Here is a 16982-nt window from a genome sequence, read left to right as displayed (position 1 = left end):
TATTCTTGATAGGGGGGTGATTGAAATGGTTGATGTACTGTCACAAAACGAGATTGATGCTCTACTAGCTGCACTCTCATCCGGTGAAATGGATGCCGATGAATTAAAAAAAGAAGATACTCAGAAAAAAATTCGTCTTTATGATTTTAAACGGGCAGTGCGTTTTTCTAAGGACCATATCCGAAGTCTGACTCGGATACATGATAACTTCGCCCGCTATCTAACGACTTACTTTTCAGCCCAATTACGCACCTTTGTGCAGATTAATGTCGTTCAGGTAGAGCAGCTCCCTTATGATGAGTTTATCCGCTCCATTCCTAAAATGACAATTTTAAATATCTTTGAAGCTGAGCCTTTAGAAGGTCGAATGGTCATGGAGGTTCATCCAAATATTGCATTCGCAATGCTCGACAGGCTTCTTGGCGGGTTCGGTACGGCTCCAACCAAAATTGTTGCTCTAACCGAGATTGAAACGACAATTATGGAACGGATTTTCAGCAGGTGTTTTGAAAGCTTACGGGAAGCGTGGAAGACGGTGTTGGATATTGAACCCCGTATGGAAGCTTTGGAAACGAATCCGCAATTTATGCAAATCGTTTCTCCAAATGAGACGATTGCTCTGATCTCACTCAGCACCAAAATTGGTGATACCACCGGTATGATAAATCTGTGTATACCTCACGTTGTATTGGAGCCGATTATGTCGAGGCTATCTGTACACCAGTGGTTTGTGACGGAGAAGAGAGCGCGTGATGCAGGTGAGCTAGAGATTATTAAGACAAGAGTTCACCGGGCACAGCTTCCTATTGTAGCCGAACTCGGGGAGTCCAATTTATCTATATCTGAGTTTCTTGGGCTAAGCGTTGGTGATGTGATATCGCTTAACAAAACTGTAGATTCTGGATTGTCGATTAAAGTAGGGAATAAGCTGAAGTTTATCGGTAGTCCTGGAGTGATAAGAGATAGGGTTGCCGTGCAAATAGACGAGATTGTCAGTGAAGGAGTTGAAGAATTTGACGAGTAAGGACTATTTATCCCAAGAGGAAATAGATGCTCTTTTAAGACAATCAGCAGAAGGATCGATTGCCCCTTCGGTTAAAACTGTAAATGACTTCTTAACGGCGTTTGAACAAGATGCTCTAGGTGAAATTGGTAATATTACTTTTGGTAGCGCAGCGACTGCACTCTCCACATTATTGGGGAAAAAGGTTGATATCACTACACCGCAGGTTTCTATCATTACGCGCGGTGAATTCGAGGAAGCTTTCCCAAGACCCCACGTTGCAGTTCATGTGCAGTATGTGGATGGTTTTCAAGGTATAAATTCACTTGTTATTAAAATTAGGGATGCCCAAGTCATTGCAGATCTAATGCTAGGTGGTGAAGGGGAACCTAAGGATGAAGAACTGAATGAAATTCATGTCAGTGCAGTTCAAGAGGCAATGAACCAGATGATGGGATCTTCAGCGACCTCTATGTCAACCATATTCAATCGCTTTGTCAATATATCTCCACCAGGGATTGATATCCTTAATATGTCCAGTGGGGAAGGCGTTGGTAGCCTACCTGATGAAGAGACGCTTATTCGTATATCATTCCGTCTCAAAATTGGAGATCTGATAGATTCTACGATTATGCAGCTTCTACCGGTTCCTTTTGCAAAAGATATGGTAACTATGCTGCTTGGTGATGTAAGTGTTGCAGATCAGGAGGCAGCAGTATCATCTACATCGGCTCCTTCTAAACCTGCTCCAGCCCCGGCAGCTGCACCAGCACCGGCACCAGCACCGGCACCGGCACCTGTAGCTGAGCAACCGCCGATGCAGCACCCTGGACAGCCTCCACAATATGCGCCACAACCGGGGATGCCACCTTATCCAGGAATGCCAGAAGGAGGCTATTATTACCCTCCGACAGGAATGCCGGCGTATGGAATGCCCGGGATGCCTCCATACGGAATGCCGCCTCAGGGAATGCCATATGGGCAGGGTCCGCCGCCAAATTCTGCACCAAATCGCAACATTAATGTTCAGCCTGTACAGTTTGCGAATCTCAATGGTGGAACCTTTGGTAATTTCGACGAAAATAATTTAAATTTATTGATGGACATACCACTAAGAGTAACCGTAGAATTAGGAAGGACCCAAAAGCAGATCAAAGATATTCTAGAAATGTCTCAAGGTTCGATTATCGAGCTGGACAAGCTGGCTGGTGAACCGGTAGATATACTGGTCAATAACAAATTAATCGCCAAGGGTGAAGTCGTGGTTATCGACGAAAACTTTGGAGTGCGCGTTACAGATATTGTAAGCCAATGGGACCGAATTCAAAAACTACAATGATTATAACTTAGGGAGGATTTTGTAAAAATGGCTAATCGAATTCTAATCGTGGACGATGCAGCATTTATGAGAATGATGATCCGTGATATTTTGTCGAAAAACGGATTTGAAGTAGTAGGAGAGGCTCAGGACGGTTCTCAAGCAATAGAGAAATTTAAGGAGTTACGTCCGGACTTGATTACTATGGATATAACAATGCCTGAAATGGATGGAATCGCTGCCCTGAAAGAAATTAAAAAAGTGGATGCGAATGCTAAAGTTATTATGTGTTCAGCCATGGGCCAGCAGGCTATGGTTATCGATGCGATTCAAGCGGGCGCTAAAGACTTCATCGTGAAGCCTTTCCAAGCAGACCGTGTAATTGAAGCTATCAACAAAACTTTGGGTGTTTAGGAAACAAATATGTCAGGCAATTCCGGGTCGATAGGGCAAGGTAGCAACCTGCTGAATTTGCTTAATGTTATTCTTGTCCTCGCGGTAATTATTATACTTATTGTGTTGTTAATTCGATTTTTGGGACGTCGCAATCAATCTTTGACAAGCGTTCGTTCCATGCGCACCTTAGGTGCAATGGGACTGGGTCCCAATAAATCGATGCAGGTCATTGAAATCGGTAACAGTCTCTACTTGATCGGGGTAGGTGAAAGTATTTCCCTTTTGGATAAAATTACCGACCCGGTTGAGGTTGCCTTGATCATATCATCATTTGAGGACTCATCCTCAAACCAGAAGAATTTTCTTGTGCCGCTGATCTCCAAGATAACAAATAAGCTGCGCGGGGAAGTACCCTCTGAGGAAATCGATCTTAGTGATACTTCTACTTTTTACGAGGTACTTCAATCCAAGCTTCGCTCTGCACCTGAACGCAAAGAGAAAATTGAAGAGCTGCTCTCGAAAGATTTCACTAAGGATGAGTCGAGGAAACTATGAAAAAAAAGTTCATCATTGCATTTCTACTGATAGGGTTCATCAGCATCATTGCCTTAGGCCCAATCTATGCCGATCCCATTCCTAACATTGACATTAAGATTGGTGATAACAACGGTTCAAGCGGCACCAGCTCAATATCTATATTACTACTTGTTACGGTGCTGAGTATTGCTCCGGCATTTCTTATGCTTATGACCAGCTTCACGCGTATAGTTATCGTTCTTGGTTTTGTAAGGAATGCTTTGGGTACTCAGCAAATGCCGCCTAACCAGGTTCTAGTCGGACTTGCGCTATTCCTTACCTTTTTTATAATGTCTCCAACACTGGCTACTGTTAATGAAACAGCGTTACAACCTTATATAAAAGGTGAGATTACACAGTCTGTGGCTTTTGATAAGGCAGCTGATCCCTTAAAAGAATTTATGTATAAACAGACTGATTCCAAAGATTTATTATTGTTCATGAAGTATAACGGTTACACAGGTAGTACGAAACCAGCTACATATTCCGATATACCTCTAACGGTTATGGTACCTGCATTTGCTATCGGAGAAATGAAAAAAGCCTTTACCATGGGCTTTATGATTTTTATTCCCTTTTTAATTATCGATATCGTGGTTGCCAGTACGTTAATGGCGATGGGGATGATGATGCTACCTCCGGTAATGATCTCACTGCCCTTTAAAATTTTGCTCTTTGTACTAGTAGACGGCTGGTACTTAGTCATCAAATCGCTACTAATAAGCTTTAACACCTGACTTAAGAGGAGACTAGTGATATGAATACGGAGTTTATTATCGGTCTGGCAGGCCAAGCCGTATATATCGTGCTTCAAGTCAGTGCACCTATGCTAATCCTTGGTCTAGTGGTAGGGCTTATCGTTAGTATTTTTCAAGCTACGACACAAATTCAGGAACAAACGTTAGCGTTTGTACCCAAAATCGTAGCGGTGTTGCTGGCACTATTAATATTTGGTCCATGGATATTAACGAAACTGATCGATTTTACCAGCCAGATTCTAGGCAACCTTGATCAGTATATTGGTAGATAAAAGCTATGGAGACTATTCTGCAAAGCTTTCCCGTCTTTCTGTTGTTTTTTTGTCGAATTACATCCTTTTTTGTTGTAGTACCTGTTTTTTCTTCCAAAGGTGTACCAACTTCATTTAAAATAGGGTTTTCTTTTTTTGTGGCTCTGGTTGTTTTTAGTGCCAATGGTGGAAGTGGAGTGAATGTACCCCAAGATTTAAGTTATATTTTACTGATTATTAGAGAAGTTTTGATAGGGCTGCTGCTTGGTTTTATAGGATATTTAATGTTCATGACGATTCAAACGGCTGGGTCATTTATTGATATACAGATTGGATTCGGTATTGCGAATGTCATTGATCCTATGACTGGGGCATCCTCACCTATACTCGGTAACTTCAAATATATGATTGCCCTTCTGATGTTTCTAGGTATGAATGGACATCATTTTTTATTGGATGCCATTGTATACAGTTACAACTGGGTTCCTATCGATAATAATTTGTTGCTTAGTATGATAAACGGCGGTCTTTCGGACTTTCTAATTCGGTCATTTGCACAATCTTTTGTATTGGCATTTCAAATGGCGGCGCCTTTAGTAACCGCTTTGTTTCTAACGGATGTCGGTCTTGCCTTTTTGGCTAGGACAGCACCGCAATACAATGTATTTGTAATCGGTGTCCCTTTGAAGATCTTTATCGGCCTTGGTCTGCTATTTATACTAATGCCGACTCTGGCTGTCCTTTTTCAAAATCTTTTTGACATAATGTTCGAATCGATGCGTAATTTACTGGGCGTGATGGGGAATAATCCTCAATCACCGTAAGGGGAGAATATCATGCCGCAGCCCCAACTTTACAAGCTGGATCTTCAGCTTTTCGCAGGAGAGAAGACAGAAAAGGCCACCCCCAAAAAGCGGCAGGATGCCCGTAAAAAGGGTCAAGTCGCTAAAAGTGCAGAGCTTTCGGGTGCGGTGGTACTACTGTCGGCTGTACTAAGTCTGAGCATGTTCGGAGGATTTATTAAAGAGCGAGTAGTTTCGCTTTACACAGATGTTTATCTTAACAGGTTGAATATGGAGGTTACACCAGACAATGTTACACTGTTGCTTAATGAGTACGGTGTACAAATTCTGATATTACTTGCTCCATTGCTAGGGATTACTTTCGTTGTTGCTATAGTTGTCAACTTGGCTCAGGTGGGTTTTATGGCTAACGGAGAAGGCCTTACTCCTAAATTTGATAAGATTAATCCTATTAAAGGCTTTAAGAATATAGTTTCAATGCGTTCCTTTGTGGAGTTTCTGAAATCTATTTTCAAGCTTCTTGTCATTTCTTATATAGTGTACAGCACTATATGGGCCCAAAAGAGTGACTTTGCTTCATTGTCTCATATTAGCTTGGATAGAATTTTTAAATTTGGTGCAGGTATGACCATTAAATTAGGTATCAAAATTGGAGCGGCGCTGATGATAATGGCTGCGCTCGATTATATGTATCAGCGTTATGAACACGAAAAAAGTCTGAAAATGTCCAAACAGGATATCAAGGATGAGTATAAAAAGTCAGAAGGCGATCCTCTAATTAAAGGTAAGATTCGGGAGCGTCAACGTAGAATGGCTATGCAGCGGATGATGCAAGAGGTTCCCAACGCAGATGTTATTATTACAAACCCAACTCACTTCGCAGTTGCATTGAAATATGACGGATCTAAGATGGAAGCTCCGCAGATAGTGGCTAAAGGCCAAGATTTTGTTGCTTTACGCATTCGAGAGCTAGCCAAAGAGCATGGCATTATGACTATGGAAAATAAACCTCTTGCACGAGCGCTGTTTCAAAGAGCAGAAATCGGGGATATTGTTCCAGCGGATTTGTTCCAGGCAGTGGCGGAAGTGCTGGCGTATGTATATAAACTTAAAGGCAAGTCCAGATAATACGGGGGAGGTAAAAACCATTGAAAGCTAAAGATCTAACAGTTCTAATAGGTATTATCGGCATCGTGCTTATGATGATTCTTCCAATCCCGGCTTGGCTTCTGGATGTACTTCTTGTTATCAATATAGCTATAGCGTTGACCATTATATTAGTTGCGATGAATACAAAGGAAGCCTTGGAATTCTCTATTTTCCCATCACTTCTACTCATAACCACTTTGTTTCGATTAGCCCTAAATATTTCAACAACCAAGCTGATCCTTACTTACGGTGAAGCTGGTTCTGTTGTCGCTACGTTCGGCAGTTGGATTGCCGGAGGTCAAATAGCAGTAGGTTTCATTGTCTTTCTAATTCTGGTAGTTGTGCAATTTATCGTAATTACCAAAGGTTCAGAGCGTGTTGCTGAGGTAGGAGCACGGTTTACACTCGATGCAATGCCGGGTAAGCAGATGAGTATCGACGCTGATCTTAACGCTGGTATGATTAACGAGCAGCAAGCACGTGACCGTCGCCGCAACGTAGAACGTGAAGCGGACTTTTATGGTGCCATGGATGGTGCGAGTAAGTTTGTTAAGGGAGATGCAATTGCAAGTATTATCATTCTCTTAATCAATTTGATCGGCGGATTTATTATCGGAATGACCATTCAAGGCAAATCCTTCGGAGATTCACTGTCCACGTATTCCTTATTGACCATAGGGGACGGCCTGGTCAGCCAGATTCCTGCCCTGCTCATTTCAACCGCTGCCGGTTTGATTGTAACCCGGGCTTCTTCAGCAGGAAATCTTGCTGAGGATCTGACAGCGCAGCTGTTTTCTTATCCTAAGTTGTTATATATCGTATCAGTAACCATAGCATTTCTTGGATTTTTTACCCCGATACATATCATCACTACACTACCTTTAGCAGGAATTCTAGCTTTTTCCGCATATAGGATGGGACAAAACTTAAATCTCAAACAAATTGCCGCAGAGCAATTGGTCGAGGAGAAACAAATCGAAGAGGTGAGAAGCCCAGAAAGTGTTATCAACCTACTGTCTGTTGACCCGATCGAATTTGAATTTGGATACGGGCTTATCCCCTTGGCAGATACGGGGCAAGGCGGTGATTTGTTGGATCGCATCATCATGATTCGACGGCAATGTGCACTTGAAATGGGTCTTGTTGTGCCTGTTATTCGCATTCGCGACAATATTCAACTAAAACCGAATGAATATGTCATAAAAATTAAAGGGAATACTGTCGGCGGTGGTGAATTATTACTTAATCACTATCTTGCCATGAGTCCCGGATATGATGACGAATCTATTAACGGGATAGAAACGGTGGAACCTTCATTTGGACTACCAGCATTATGGATTGATGAATCAGTTAAAGAACGGGCAGAGTTATCAGGTTATACAGTAGTTGACCCCCCATCTGTCGTAGCAACACATTTAACAGAACTCATCAAACGTCATGGGCATGAGCTTCTCGGCCGGCAGGAAACCAAGATGCTTGTTGACAATCTTCGCGAGAATTATCCGGTGCTTGTAGATGAATTAATTCCGTCTCTGTTGGTAATCGGAGATGTTCAGAAAGTATTGGCCAAGCTGCTTCGTGAAAAGATTTCAATTCGGGATCTCGTTACGATTTTCGAAACCCTAGCAGATTATGGAACCTATTCTAAAGATCCAGATATTCTTACAGAATATGTACGTCAGTCGTTGTCCAGACAAATTACTCAACAGTTCTCCCAAGCTGGAGAAACCATGAAGGTAATTACTGTAGGACCGACATTAGAGAAGAAAATTGCCGAAAGCGTTCAACAATCCGAGCAAGGAAGCTACTTGGCACTTGATCCTGTATCGACACAGACTTTGTATCAACGGTTCACGGAGCAAGTCAATCGTCTATTACAGTCAGGACATCAACCTATTGTATTGACTTCACCGACCATTCGCATGTACTTGAGACAGGTACTGGAGCGGACCATGCAGGATATCCCGGTATTGTCTTATAGTGAACTTGAACCGAATATTGAAATTCAAAGTGTTGGAGTGGTGAATTTATGAGAGTGAAGCGCTACGTTGTCGATACGATGCCGGACGCTATGCATTCTATCCGCAGTGACCTTGGAAGTGATGCAGTCATTTTAAGTACTAAGGAGATCAAAATAGGTGGTTTCTTAGGCTTTTTCAAAAAAAAGAAAATTGAGGTTGTCGCAGCAGTTGAAAAGGAACAGAAGCGAACAGTTCCAGAAAAAACAACTCCTTCACTGAATGTACCACGTAGCGCTGTACCCCAAGCTTATATGAAGGCTTCAGGAGCATCACAGGCTACTTCTGTGAAGCAAAAGACAGAGAATCGCACATATGCGGAGCTTGCAGCAGCATTATCTGATGCAGTCGGAGTTCTCCAAGATTCTACTGAACTAGAGAAGGACAGCATCGATATAAACATGGATCCTATTGTACTGAAGAAGGAAATGGATACTTCAACTTCTGCACTATATGAATCTATGGGCGTTAGGCAGACAACCGCTGTTTCCTCAGCTCAAGATAATGAAGTGCTCGTAGAAATCAGAGAAATGAAGCAATGGATGGAACGATTTGCGAGGCAAACGACTGCTTCTAAGGACATGCCAGACCCTCTAAATGATCTAAGAGAACGCCTAATCGAACAAGAACTGGATATCGATTTGATTGAACTATGGGTAAATACCACCTTTGATCAATGGACTAATGAGGGTCGTAATTGGACCTCATCTGAGTTTCAAGAGTCCTTAAAAGAGCAGGTAACCCAATTTTTATCCAAACGGATCGGTAAAGGTATTGCACGGGATACACGTATTTTATATATAGCGGGTCCGACCGGAGTTGGAAAGACCACAACTATTGCTAAGCTGGCGGCAGAGCAGTTGTTTCGACAGGGACGCAAAGTTGGGCTTATCACTTCGGATACCTATCGGATTTCAGCCGTAGAGCAACTTAGAACATACGCTGCAATTTTAAATGTTCCGTTAGAGGTTGTGCAGTCCCCAGGAGATATGCAGAGAGCACTGTCAAGACTGGAAAGCTGCGACCTGATCTTAATGGATACAGCTGGCCGTAATTATCGTAATGAGATGTTGGTCGCGGAATTGCAAAGTCTGCTGTCAAAGGAATTGAAGAGTGAGACTTACCTAGTTTTGAGTCTTACATCTAAGAGCCGTGATATGAAGATTATTACAGAACACTTCAATAAGTATCAGCTGGATAAAGTTATTTTCACCAAATTAGATGAAACAGAAAGTTTTGGCCCTTTGTTCAATCTCCTGAAGGATTTCCCGCTTGGTTTGTCCTATTTGTCTAACGGACAAAATGTTCCTGATGATTTACTAATGGCCTCGGAAGAGAAGCTCTATGGAATGCTACTAGGAACAGGGGGCAAATGATGGATCAGGCTCAATCGTTAAGACAGCTTGTATCCAGTCAGGATTCCAAACGCATGAATGACGGAGAAGCCACCGCTCGCATTATTACAGTATGCAGCGGCAAAGGTGGGGTCGGTAAATCGAATTTTACATTAAATTTTTCTTTAGCCCTAAAGGCTATGGGTAAAAGGGTATTGTTATTCGATGCCGATATAGGAATGGCCAACATTGATGTGTTGATGGGTGTGACGGCTAAGTACAACCTGTACCATTTGTTGAAGCGTGAGGCAGAAATAGAACAGATTATACAATTGGGGCCGGGTTCACTTCCCTTTATAGCCGGAGGCTCGGGGATGGATGAATTATTTTCACTCTCTGATGCAGATCTGAATTATTTCACCACTCAAATCGAACAAATTGCTGATCAGATGGATTTTATACTGTTTGATACAGGAGCCGGGCTTTCAAAAGAAACCATGAAGTTCATTACCTCAGCTGATGATTGTCTAGTTGTAACTACACCGGAACCAACAGCCATTACAGATGCTTATGCTCTAATGAAGGTTGTCCATAAATCCCATCCAGAGGTTTCATTTAAATTGATTGTGAATCAGGCAGGAGACGAGAAGGAAGCCATCTCGACAAGTGATAGAATCCGGTTGGCAGCTGACCGCTTTTTACAATTGGATCTCCCTTTTCTAGGATATATCAGCGCTGATACTCATGTGGTGCAAGCCGTAAAGAAGCAAATTCCGTTCTCCATGGCTTTTCCGAACAGTACAGCAGCTAAGGATATTCAAAGACTTGCCCTTAGTTACTTGGCCGGAAGTCCGGAGGAAACTAAGAAACTTCAAGGTATCAAAGGTTTTATTAGCAAGTGGTTGAAACGGACGAAATAATTGTTCTTCATTCAAGAACAGAGGTGGAAATGATATGGAACCATATAAAGTTTTGGTTGTGGATGATTCAGCATTTATGCGAAAAATCATTTCCGATTTAATTGAAAACGACGCTAACTTCCAAGTGACGGCTACGGCTTCTAATGGTCGCGAGGCTATTGACAAGATTAATGAGCTCTCTCCGGATCTTGTCACAATGGACGTGGAAATGCCTGAAATGAATGGCTTGGAAGCGCTGAAAATAATCATGGCTTCTCATCCTCTTCCGGTTATTATGCTTTCAGGAATAAATGAAGAGGGTATGAAGGAGACCATTTTGGCACTGGAATGGGGGGCTTTTGACTTTATTCGTAAGCCATCCATCTCCAATTCGCAAGATATCATCGCAGTTGGAGAATCGTTAAGGGAACAAATGAAAGAGGCAATGCTTGCCCGCAAGCAGAGAGAAGCTAGAATATCTGCTAATAAAGCAACCGAACTTGAACCTTTAAATGTAGTTTCGTTATCTGTTCCTGATTTGCCTAAGGTGCAGCCTGAGAAAATGGTTATCAAGCAGACTGAGGCTGATATGAAGCCCAAGCGTAACTTAGCGGGGGACAAGCTTCCACCTGCTCGAACCTCTTCTTTGGATACTAAAGCTGAAGGGAAATTATCAAATAGCGCTCCTTTGGAAAAGGGAATCCCGAAAAATATCGTGAAACCCGCAGCCCTACCTCCGAAACCGGCCATTGAGAAATTAAGGGATCGGACTAAAGTGGAGAAGAAGCCTGTATCACCTCTATCACAAGTCATTTCAGTAAGTAATGCTGTCCCAGATACCCCTAAGGCTGGTGGAGACAGGAAAGTAGTCGGTAAGGATGTCCTTAATAAGCTGGTTGCTGTGGGGTGTTCAACTGGTGGTCCACGCGCATTAAAGGCTTTGCTTGAGAATATCCCGGCCAACTTTCCGGCGCCTATTGTAATTGTGCAGCATATGCCGCCTAATTTTACAAAGTCGCTTGCCCAACGTTTAAACACGTTTAGCCCACTCGAAGTGAGCGAGGCAGAACACGGGATGATATTGCGGCAAGGATCTGCGTATATTGCTCCAGGCGGTTATCATATGAAAGTTTCTTCAACCGTCGGTGGGCAATATATGGTATCACTGACCAAGGAGGAATCGCGCAATGGGCATCGGCCTTCGGTGGATACTCTATTTGAATCCTTGCTCTCTCTAACTTCTCTGGAACGTCATGCGGTACTTATGACTGGCATGGGAAGTGATGGTGCCAAAATGATGAAATCTCTTTATGACTCAGGTGTAACATCTACTTTTGCCGAAAGCGAAGAAACCTGTGTAGTGTATGGAATGCCGCGTTCCGCGGTGGAATTGCAGTGTGTCAGACATATCCTGCCTTTGCAAGAGATTGCTCCAAGGCTGGTGCAAGTGGTTAAGTAACGGAAAAGCGAACTCACGAGGAGGTGTCTCACAATGGACATGAACCAATATTTATCCATGTTTATTGATGAGTCAAATGATCATCTACAGTCTTTGAACGAAAAAATGATGGAACTAGAAGCAAATCCTGAAGATCTCAGTATCGTTCAGGTCATTTTTCGCTCTGCCCATACCTTAAAAGGTATGGCGGCAACTATGGGCTACGAGGATTTAGCTTCACTTACCCATCAGATGGAAAATGTTCTTGATCTTGTCCGTAACAGTAAGCTGCGTATGCAGGATTTTATTTTTGATACCTTATTCAAAAGCTTGGATGCACTAGAGTCCATGGTGGAGAATATAACAGGAGGCGGGGACGGTAAGGCAGATGTGTCTACCATTGTCGCTTCACTGCAAGCCATCGTACGTGGTGATATTCCCACAGCAGGCGGTACTTCTACAAATGATACAGTTTCAGCAGCTGCTGTAAATGCTACCAATGCCCCTATTTTGCTTGATGAGTTTCAATTCTCAGTCTTAGAGCAATCTCTTCAAGAAGGACACAAGGTAATGTACGTTGAAGTGACAATTCGTAAAGATTGTCAGCTTAAAGCTGTCCGATCTTATATGGTGTTTGATCTGCTTGAACGTTCCGGTGAAGTTGTAAAATCATTTCCTTCGGTTCAGGATATTGAGCAGGAGAAATTTGATCAAAGCTTCTCCCTCTACTACATAACCCAAAAGGAAGCAGAAGAAATTCAATCGATGGTTCTTAACCTATCAGAAATTGAGAAAGTCAATGCTGTTGCGTTGGACAGTGAATCACTTCAGCAATTGGGTCAAGAAACTACTGCGGCAACCCTTGAAGCTCCTGTTCAAGAAGTACCAACAGTATCCCCAACGCAGGCGGCTCCTGTACAGTCGAAAGATGAAGCTGCAAAACCAGCTGTTAGAAGCGGAACAAACAGTGCTCCATCTAGAACCATTCGTGTAGATATTGAACGTTTGGATGTCTTGATGAACTTGTTCAGTGAGCTTTTAATAGACCGTGTACGTCTTGAGCAACTGGCATCAGAAGTGCATAATCAGGATCTAACGGAGACGGTTGAACATATGAGCCGAGTAAGTGCGGATCTGCAGAATATTGTAATGAAATTACGGATGGTTCCTGTTGATACCGTATTTAACCGTTTCCCACGTATGGTTAGAGACCTTGCGAAGTCTCTCGATAAAAAGGTTGACCTTATTGTAACGGGTGCGGAGACAGAGCTTGACCGGACGGTTATCGATGAAATTGGTGATCCGTTAGTCCATCTACTACGTAATGCGGTAGACCATGGAGTAGAGTCCATAGCTGATCGTATTGCTGCAGGAAAGCCGGAGACTGGAACGATTAATCTGCGTGCCTTCCACAGCGGTAACCATGTCTTTATTGAAATCGAGGAAGATGGAGCTGGTATTTCCCGTGATAAAGTCTTAAAGTCAGCTCTCAAAAAAGGTGTTGTTACATCAGAGCAGGCTGTCAACATGACGGATTCCGAAGTCTACCAGCTGTTATTTGCCCCTGGTTTTAGTACTGCTGCGGTAATTTCCGATATTTCGGGACGTGGTGTAGGTCTAGATGTCGTTAAATCAAAGATCTCATCACTTGGTGGTCATGTAACCATTTATTCCACGCTGGGTAAAGGAACAAATTTCTCGGTACAACTGCCTTTAACCCTTTCAATTATCGCAGCTATGCTAATCCGGTTAGGTTGTGAGAAGTTTGCCATTCCGCTGTCCTCTATAGTGGAGACTGGCATTGTGAAACAATCGCAAATTCGGACGATCCATGGCAACAAAATGCTGGAATTCCGCAATACACATATTCCGCTGGTTTCACTCAGCCGTATTTTTTCCATACCTGATTATGATGAAAGCAATGAAGAAGAGACTGAAATAGTAGTCGTTCGCAAGGGAGAGCGTCTTATCGCTCTAGCCGTTCAGGACTTCATTGGGCAGAACGAAATCGTAATTAAGAACTTGGGCAAATATTTGCCTGAGATTCAGGGAATATCCGGTGCCACCATTTTAGGCGACGGACAAGTTGCACTCATTATTGATCCCAACGCTTTTATAAAATAATTAGGATAGAACAGGGAGGTTCATTCCATGGCTGAAGATATTAAAGTCATCGTATTCAAATTAGGTACTGAGGAATACGGCATTGAAGTTGAAAAGGTACAAACCATTGAGCGTATGATGCCGATTACACGTGTGCCTAAAACGTACTCTTTTATAAAAGGTGTTATTAATTTACGAGGTGTTGTTATTCCTGTTATCGATCTTCGCGGTCGTTTCGGTATTGAAGAGGCGGAGCACACGGACCAGACCCGTATTATTATTGTATCGGTTAACGATATTGAAGTAGGATTCATTGTCGATTCGGCCAATGATGTTATTGATTTGAACAAGGATTCAATTGATACCCCCCCAGATGTGGTCGGCGGAATCAAAGCTAAATATTTGGATGGGGTGGCCAAAATCGGCGAGGATCGTTTGCTAATTATGCTAAACCTGTCCGAGGTGCTTAATAAGAGTGAAATTGTTCAGTTGGAAAGTATAGAGGAATAGCCTATGGAACTTTTCAAACATTTTAAAGATTTTAAAATGGATGTTCTGAAGGAAATTGGTAATATTGGAGCCGGGAACGCTGCTACTGCGTTATCCCAGCTCTTGAACAAGCCCATTGATATGGCTGTTCCCAAAGTGCAGCTATTGAGTTTTGAAGAAATTACTGAAAAAGTAGGCGGAGCGGAAAAGCTGGTATATGCGATATTCTTAAGGGTCGAAGGTGAAGCTCCGGGTAATTTGTTTTTCATTTTGTCTCCGGAAGCCGCTACGAGTTTACTAAGTCGTATTGCAGGCATCGAAATTTCCGGCGGCGATGAATTAAGCGAAATGGAACTTTCTGCCCTGAACGAAATCGGGAATATTTTAGCAGGCTCTTATTTATCATCATTGGCTGATTTCACTTCACTTTCTATGTATCCTACGGTTCCGGCACTGGCAATGGATATGGCAGGAGCGATTTTGGGTTATGGCCTGTTGCAGTTCGGTCAAATGGGAGATAACGCCCTGCTGATTGATACAACTTTCCTTGAGGGGAATAATGAAATTGAAGGCCAATTCTTCCTCATTCCAGACCCGGAATCATTCCCAAAAATCTTCAAGTCATTAGGGGTTCCGTTCGAAGATGATTGAAGAACAAAGTATCATCAAAGTTGCTATGGCAGATCTCAATGTAGGTAGTCAAGACAGTTTGATCCGGACAACCGGCCTTGGCTCCTGTGTTGGTTTAACCCTTTATGATCCAGGGAAGAAGCTAGGCGGTATGGCTCATGTCATGCTGCCTTCCTCGGATATTGCCAGGGAGGGCCAATTAAATATAGCGAAGTTTGCAGATACGGCTGTGCCGGAGCTCTTATCACGGTTAATAGAATTGGGAGCGGTCAGAAGCAGAATTGTTGCTAAAATGGCCGGAGGCTCCCAGATGTTTGCTTTCGCAGGAGGTAATGATACTATGAGAATTGGTCCTCGAAATGTTGAATCCTGCAAGCTTGCGCTCGAAGCTCTCAAAATTCCGCTTATTGCAGAGGATACGGGCGGAAGTTATGGTCGAACAATAGAAATTGCCTGCAATACCGGAGTTTTGTTTATCCGAAGTGTGCAAAAAGGCTCTAAGGAAATATAATGATGATCGGAAACATTCTAATAAATATGTTGTTTGGGTTAATAGGTTTTGTATTAACCTTCCTTGTTACTTTGGGGAATAATTTGCTGATGACTAGTTTAATACGCGGGTTTTTCGGATTTATCCTTTGGTTTATGCTTGCATTTGTCCTGAGATGGGTATTGGGTTTTATCTTTAAGGAATCATTGGATCCAAATGACTTGCAGTCTTCTTTGGAAGAAGATACTAGCGAAGCTTTAGGAACCACACTGGATATTAGGACTCCAGATGAGGATGAAGAACTCAAGAATCTGTTGAAGCCGCAGCCGGGTCAGGGAAGTGGCAGTGAGCTAGGATTTAAACCGCTGCAGCCTCCAAAACTGGTATCTTTAAAAGATCCTGAAGAATTGGCAAAGGCCGTTCGTCACCTGAAAGAAGAATAAGCGTGTGCTGTGGCGGAACTGGTATTGCCTTAATAATGGAGGTGAAGTTTCGTCACACAAGAACGCTGAATATACTTTGGGAGGTGAAAGCTATTGAACGAGCGTAGAGCTTCTCAATTGGAAACTGACGGGTTATGGATAGAGTGGAAAGAACACGGTAATCCGGAAGCCAAAAAAAAGCTGATTGAGAGTTATCTCCATATTGTAGATTATGTATCTAGCCGCCTTGCGGTTGGATTACCGAAAAATGTGTCAAAGGATGATTTAGCCAGCAATGGTGTCATGGGTCTTATTGATGCGATAGAGAAGTTTGATTATAAAAGGGGTCTTCAATTTCAAACCTACGCCTCCTGGCGAGTGAGGGGAGCTATCCTTGATTCCTTGCGCCAAAGTGATTGGGTTCCCCGTTCGGTAAGAGAAAAGGCTAAAAGGATCGAGGATGCTTATCAGCAGCTCGAGCAGAAATATTTAAGATCCGTTAGTGACGAAGAAATGAGCAAGTACTTGAATATCAGTGAACAAGAATTTCAAACGATGTTGCAGGATGTCGCAGTCATGTCTCTGTGTTCATTGGAAGATCCTATTCGTGAAGAAGAATCGGAGACTCGGATGTCTTTATTGGTAGATGATAAAGCCAAAAATCCAGATACTAAAGTTAATGAATTTTATTTACGAGAGACGCTCACCAAAGGAATTGAGAAACTAACGGCGAAAGAACGGACCGTAGTGTCCCTTTTATATTATGAAGATTTGTCATTAAGCGAGATTGCCGAGGTTATGTCGTTATCGCCCTCACGCATTTCTCAGCTTCATTCCAAAGCTATTTTACGTCTAAAGGGAACGCTTGAGAAAAACCGTGATCTTTTGATGCAAAACGATTGACA

18 protein-coding genes are annotated in these 16982 nt (G+C 42.7%); all 18 read left to right on the top strand.

What is annotated here, in order from left to right:
* Positions 1-25 precede the first annotated feature (25 nt).
* The 18 genes from fliM (at position 26) to PWYN_RS22330 (ending at position 16980) form a co-directional block, all read left to right on the top strand.
* Positions 26-1024 carry a flagellar motor switch protein FliM gene (fliM, locus tag PWYN_RS22415; protein WP_036656475.1) on the top strand — a complete coding sequence of 333 codons (999 nt, stop codon included), beginning with the start codon at positions 26-28 and terminating at the stop codon, positions 1022-1024.
* Positions 1014-2342 (top strand): flagellar motor switch phosphatase FliY, encoded by a 1329-nt coding sequence (gene fliY / locus PWYN_RS22410; protein WP_036656472.1) that lies wholly within the window; start codon positions 1014-1016, stop codon positions 2340-2342. Before fliM ends, fliY begins: the two co-directional genes overlap by 11 nt.
* 27 nt (positions 2343-2369) lie before the next feature.
* Positions 2370-2735: a response regulator gene (locus PWYN_RS22405; protein ID WP_019910416.1), complete on the top strand. Its 366-nt coding sequence runs from the start codon at positions 2370-2372 to the stop codon at positions 2733-2735.
* 9 nt (positions 2736-2744) lie between these two features.
* On the top strand, positions 2745-3272 hold the full coding sequence (locus PWYN_RS22400; protein WP_052088287.1) for a flagellar biosynthetic protein FliO: 528 nt from the start codon (positions 2745-2747) through the stop codon (positions 3270-3272).
* Positions 3269-4030: a flagellar type III secretion system pore protein FliP gene (gene fliP, locus PWYN_RS22395; RefSeq protein ID WP_036656468.1), complete on the top strand. Its 762-nt coding sequence runs from the start codon at positions 3269-3271 to the stop codon at positions 4028-4030. Before PWYN_RS22400 ends, fliP begins: the two co-directional genes overlap by 4 nt.
* A gap of 20 nt (positions 4031-4050) precedes the next feature.
* The gene (gene fliQ, locus PWYN_RS22390; RefSeq protein WP_036656466.1) at positions 4051-4323 is read left to right on the top strand and encodes a flagellar biosynthesis protein FliQ; all 273 of its coding nucleotides are present in this window, start codon (positions 4051-4053) and stop codon (positions 4321-4323) included.
* Between the two features lie 5 nt (positions 4324-4328).
* Entirely contained in the window at positions 4329-5126 is a 798-nt protein-coding gene (gene fliR, locus PWYN_RS22385) for a flagellar biosynthetic protein FliR (RefSeq protein ID WP_036656464.1), read from the top strand.
* Positions 5127-5138: 12 nt separating this feature from the next.
* Entirely contained in the window at positions 5139-6233 is a 1095-nt protein-coding gene (gene flhB / locus PWYN_RS22380; RefSeq protein WP_036656461.1) for a flagellar biosynthesis protein FlhB, read from the top strand.
* 20 nt (positions 6234-6253) lie between these two features.
* Positions 6254-8287: a flagellar biosynthesis protein FlhA gene (gene flhA, locus PWYN_RS22375; protein WP_036656459.1), complete on the top strand. Its 2034-nt coding sequence runs from the start codon at positions 6254-6256 to the stop codon at positions 8285-8287.
* Positions 8284-9648, top strand: coding sequence for a flagellar biosynthesis GTPase FlhF (flhF, locus tag PWYN_RS22370; RefSeq protein ID WP_036656456.1), 1365 nt, complete (start codon positions 8284-8286; stop codon positions 9646-9648). The genes flhA and flhF overlap by 4 nt, the downstream gene beginning before the upstream one ends.
* A complete protein-coding gene (locus PWYN_RS22365) occupies positions 9645-10526 on the top strand; it encodes a MinD/ParA family protein (RefSeq protein WP_036656455.1) in 882 nt (293 codons plus the stop codon). The genes flhF and PWYN_RS22365 overlap by 4 nt, the downstream gene beginning before the upstream one ends.
* 34 nt (positions 10527-10560) lie before the next feature.
* Entirely contained in the window at positions 10561-11964 is a 1404-nt protein-coding gene (locus tag PWYN_RS22360) for a protein-glutamate methylesterase/protein-glutamine glutaminase (RefSeq protein ID WP_036656452.1), read from the top strand.
* Positions 11965-11997: 33 nt separating this feature from the next.
* The gene (locus tag PWYN_RS22355) at positions 11998-14067 is read left to right on the top strand and encodes a chemotaxis protein CheA (RefSeq protein ID WP_036656449.1); all 2070 of its coding nucleotides are present in this window, start codon (positions 11998-12000) and stop codon (positions 14065-14067) included.
* Positions 14068-14094: 27 nt separating this feature from the next.
* A complete protein-coding gene (locus tag PWYN_RS22350; protein ID WP_036656448.1) occupies positions 14095-14556 on the top strand; it encodes a chemotaxis protein CheW in 462 nt (153 codons plus the stop codon).
* A gap of 3 nt (positions 14557-14559) precedes the next feature.
* Positions 14560-15186: a chemotaxis protein CheC gene (locus PWYN_RS22345; RefSeq protein ID WP_036656446.1), complete on the top strand. Its 627-nt coding sequence runs from the start codon at positions 14560-14562 to the stop codon at positions 15184-15186.
* Positions 15179-15676: a chemotaxis protein CheD gene (locus PWYN_RS22340; RefSeq protein WP_036656443.1), complete on the top strand. Its 498-nt coding sequence runs from the start codon at positions 15179-15181 to the stop codon at positions 15674-15676. The genes PWYN_RS22345 and PWYN_RS22340 overlap by 8 nt, the downstream gene beginning before the upstream one ends.
* A gap of 89 nt (positions 15677-15765) precedes the next feature.
* Positions 15766-16098 carry a hypothetical protein gene (locus tag PWYN_RS22335; protein WP_240479811.1) on the top strand — a complete coding sequence of 111 codons (333 nt, stop codon included), beginning with the start codon at positions 15766-15768 and terminating at the stop codon, positions 16096-16098.
* A gap of 93 nt (positions 16099-16191) precedes the next feature.
* The gene (locus PWYN_RS22330) at positions 16192-16980 is read left to right on the top strand and encodes a FliA/WhiG family RNA polymerase sigma factor (protein WP_036656438.1); all 789 of its coding nucleotides are present in this window, start codon (positions 16192-16194) and stop codon (positions 16978-16980) included.
* Positions 16981-16982 lie beyond the last annotated feature (2 nt).

The sequence above is a fragment of the Paenibacillus wynnii genome (genome assembly GCF_000757885.1).
Lineage (GTDB): Bacteria > Bacillota > Bacilli > Paenibacillales > Paenibacillaceae > Paenibacillus_AQ > Paenibacillus_AQ wynnii.
Note: the sequence above shows the minus strand (reverse complement) of the source record. Positions and strands in the feature narration are given on the sequence as shown.

Coding starts and splice junctions, on each gene's coding strand:
- fliM (WP_036656475.1), top strand. CDS start 26: ATGGTTGATGTACTGTCACAAAACGAGATTGATGCTCTACTAGCTGCA.
- PWYN_RS22405 (WP_019910416.1), top strand. CDS start 2,370: ATGGCTAATCGAATTCTAATCGTGGACGATGCAGCATTTATGAGAATG.
- PWYN_RS22400 (WP_052088287.1), top strand. CDS start 2,745: ATGTCAGGCAATTCCGGGTCGATAGGGCAAGGTAGCAACCTGCTGAAT.
- fliP (WP_036656468.1), top strand. CDS start 3,269: ATGAAAAAAAAGTTCATCATTGCATTTCTACTGATAGGGTTCATCAGC.
- fliQ (WP_036656466.1), top strand. CDS start 4,051: ATGAATACGGAGTTTATTATCGGTCTGGCAGGCCAAGCCGTATATATC.
- fliR (WP_036656464.1), top strand. CDS start 4,329: ATGGAGACTATTCTGCAAAGCTTTCCCGTCTTTCTGTTGTTTTTTTGT.
- flhB (WP_036656461.1), top strand. CDS start 5,139: ATGCCGCAGCCCCAACTTTACAAGCTGGATCTTCAGCTTTTCGCAGGA.
- flhF (WP_036656456.1), top strand. CDS start 8,284: ATGAGAGTGAAGCGCTACGTTGTCGATACGATGCCGGACGCTATGCAT.
- PWYN_RS22365 (WP_036656455.1), top strand. CDS start 9,645: ATGATGGATCAGGCTCAATCGTTAAGACAGCTTGTATCCAGTCAGGAT.
- PWYN_RS22360 (WP_036656452.1), top strand. CDS start 10,561: ATGGAACCATATAAAGTTTTGGTTGTGGATGATTCAGCATTTATGCGA.
- PWYN_RS22355 (WP_036656449.1), top strand. CDS start 11,998: ATGGACATGAACCAATATTTATCCATGTTTATTGATGAGTCAAATGAT.
- PWYN_RS22350 (WP_036656448.1), top strand. CDS start 14,095: ATGGCTGAAGATATTAAAGTCATCGTATTCAAATTAGGTACTGAGGAA.
- PWYN_RS22345 (WP_036656446.1), top strand. CDS start 14,560: ATGGAACTTTTCAAACATTTTAAAGATTTTAAAATGGATGTTCTGAAG.
- PWYN_RS22340 (WP_036656443.1), top strand. CDS start 15,179: ATGATTGAAGAACAAAGTATCATCAAAGTTGCTATGGCAGATCTCAAT.
- PWYN_RS22335 (WP_240479811.1), top strand. CDS start 15,766: ATGACTAGTTTAATACGCGGGTTTTTCGGATTTATCCTTTGGTTTATG.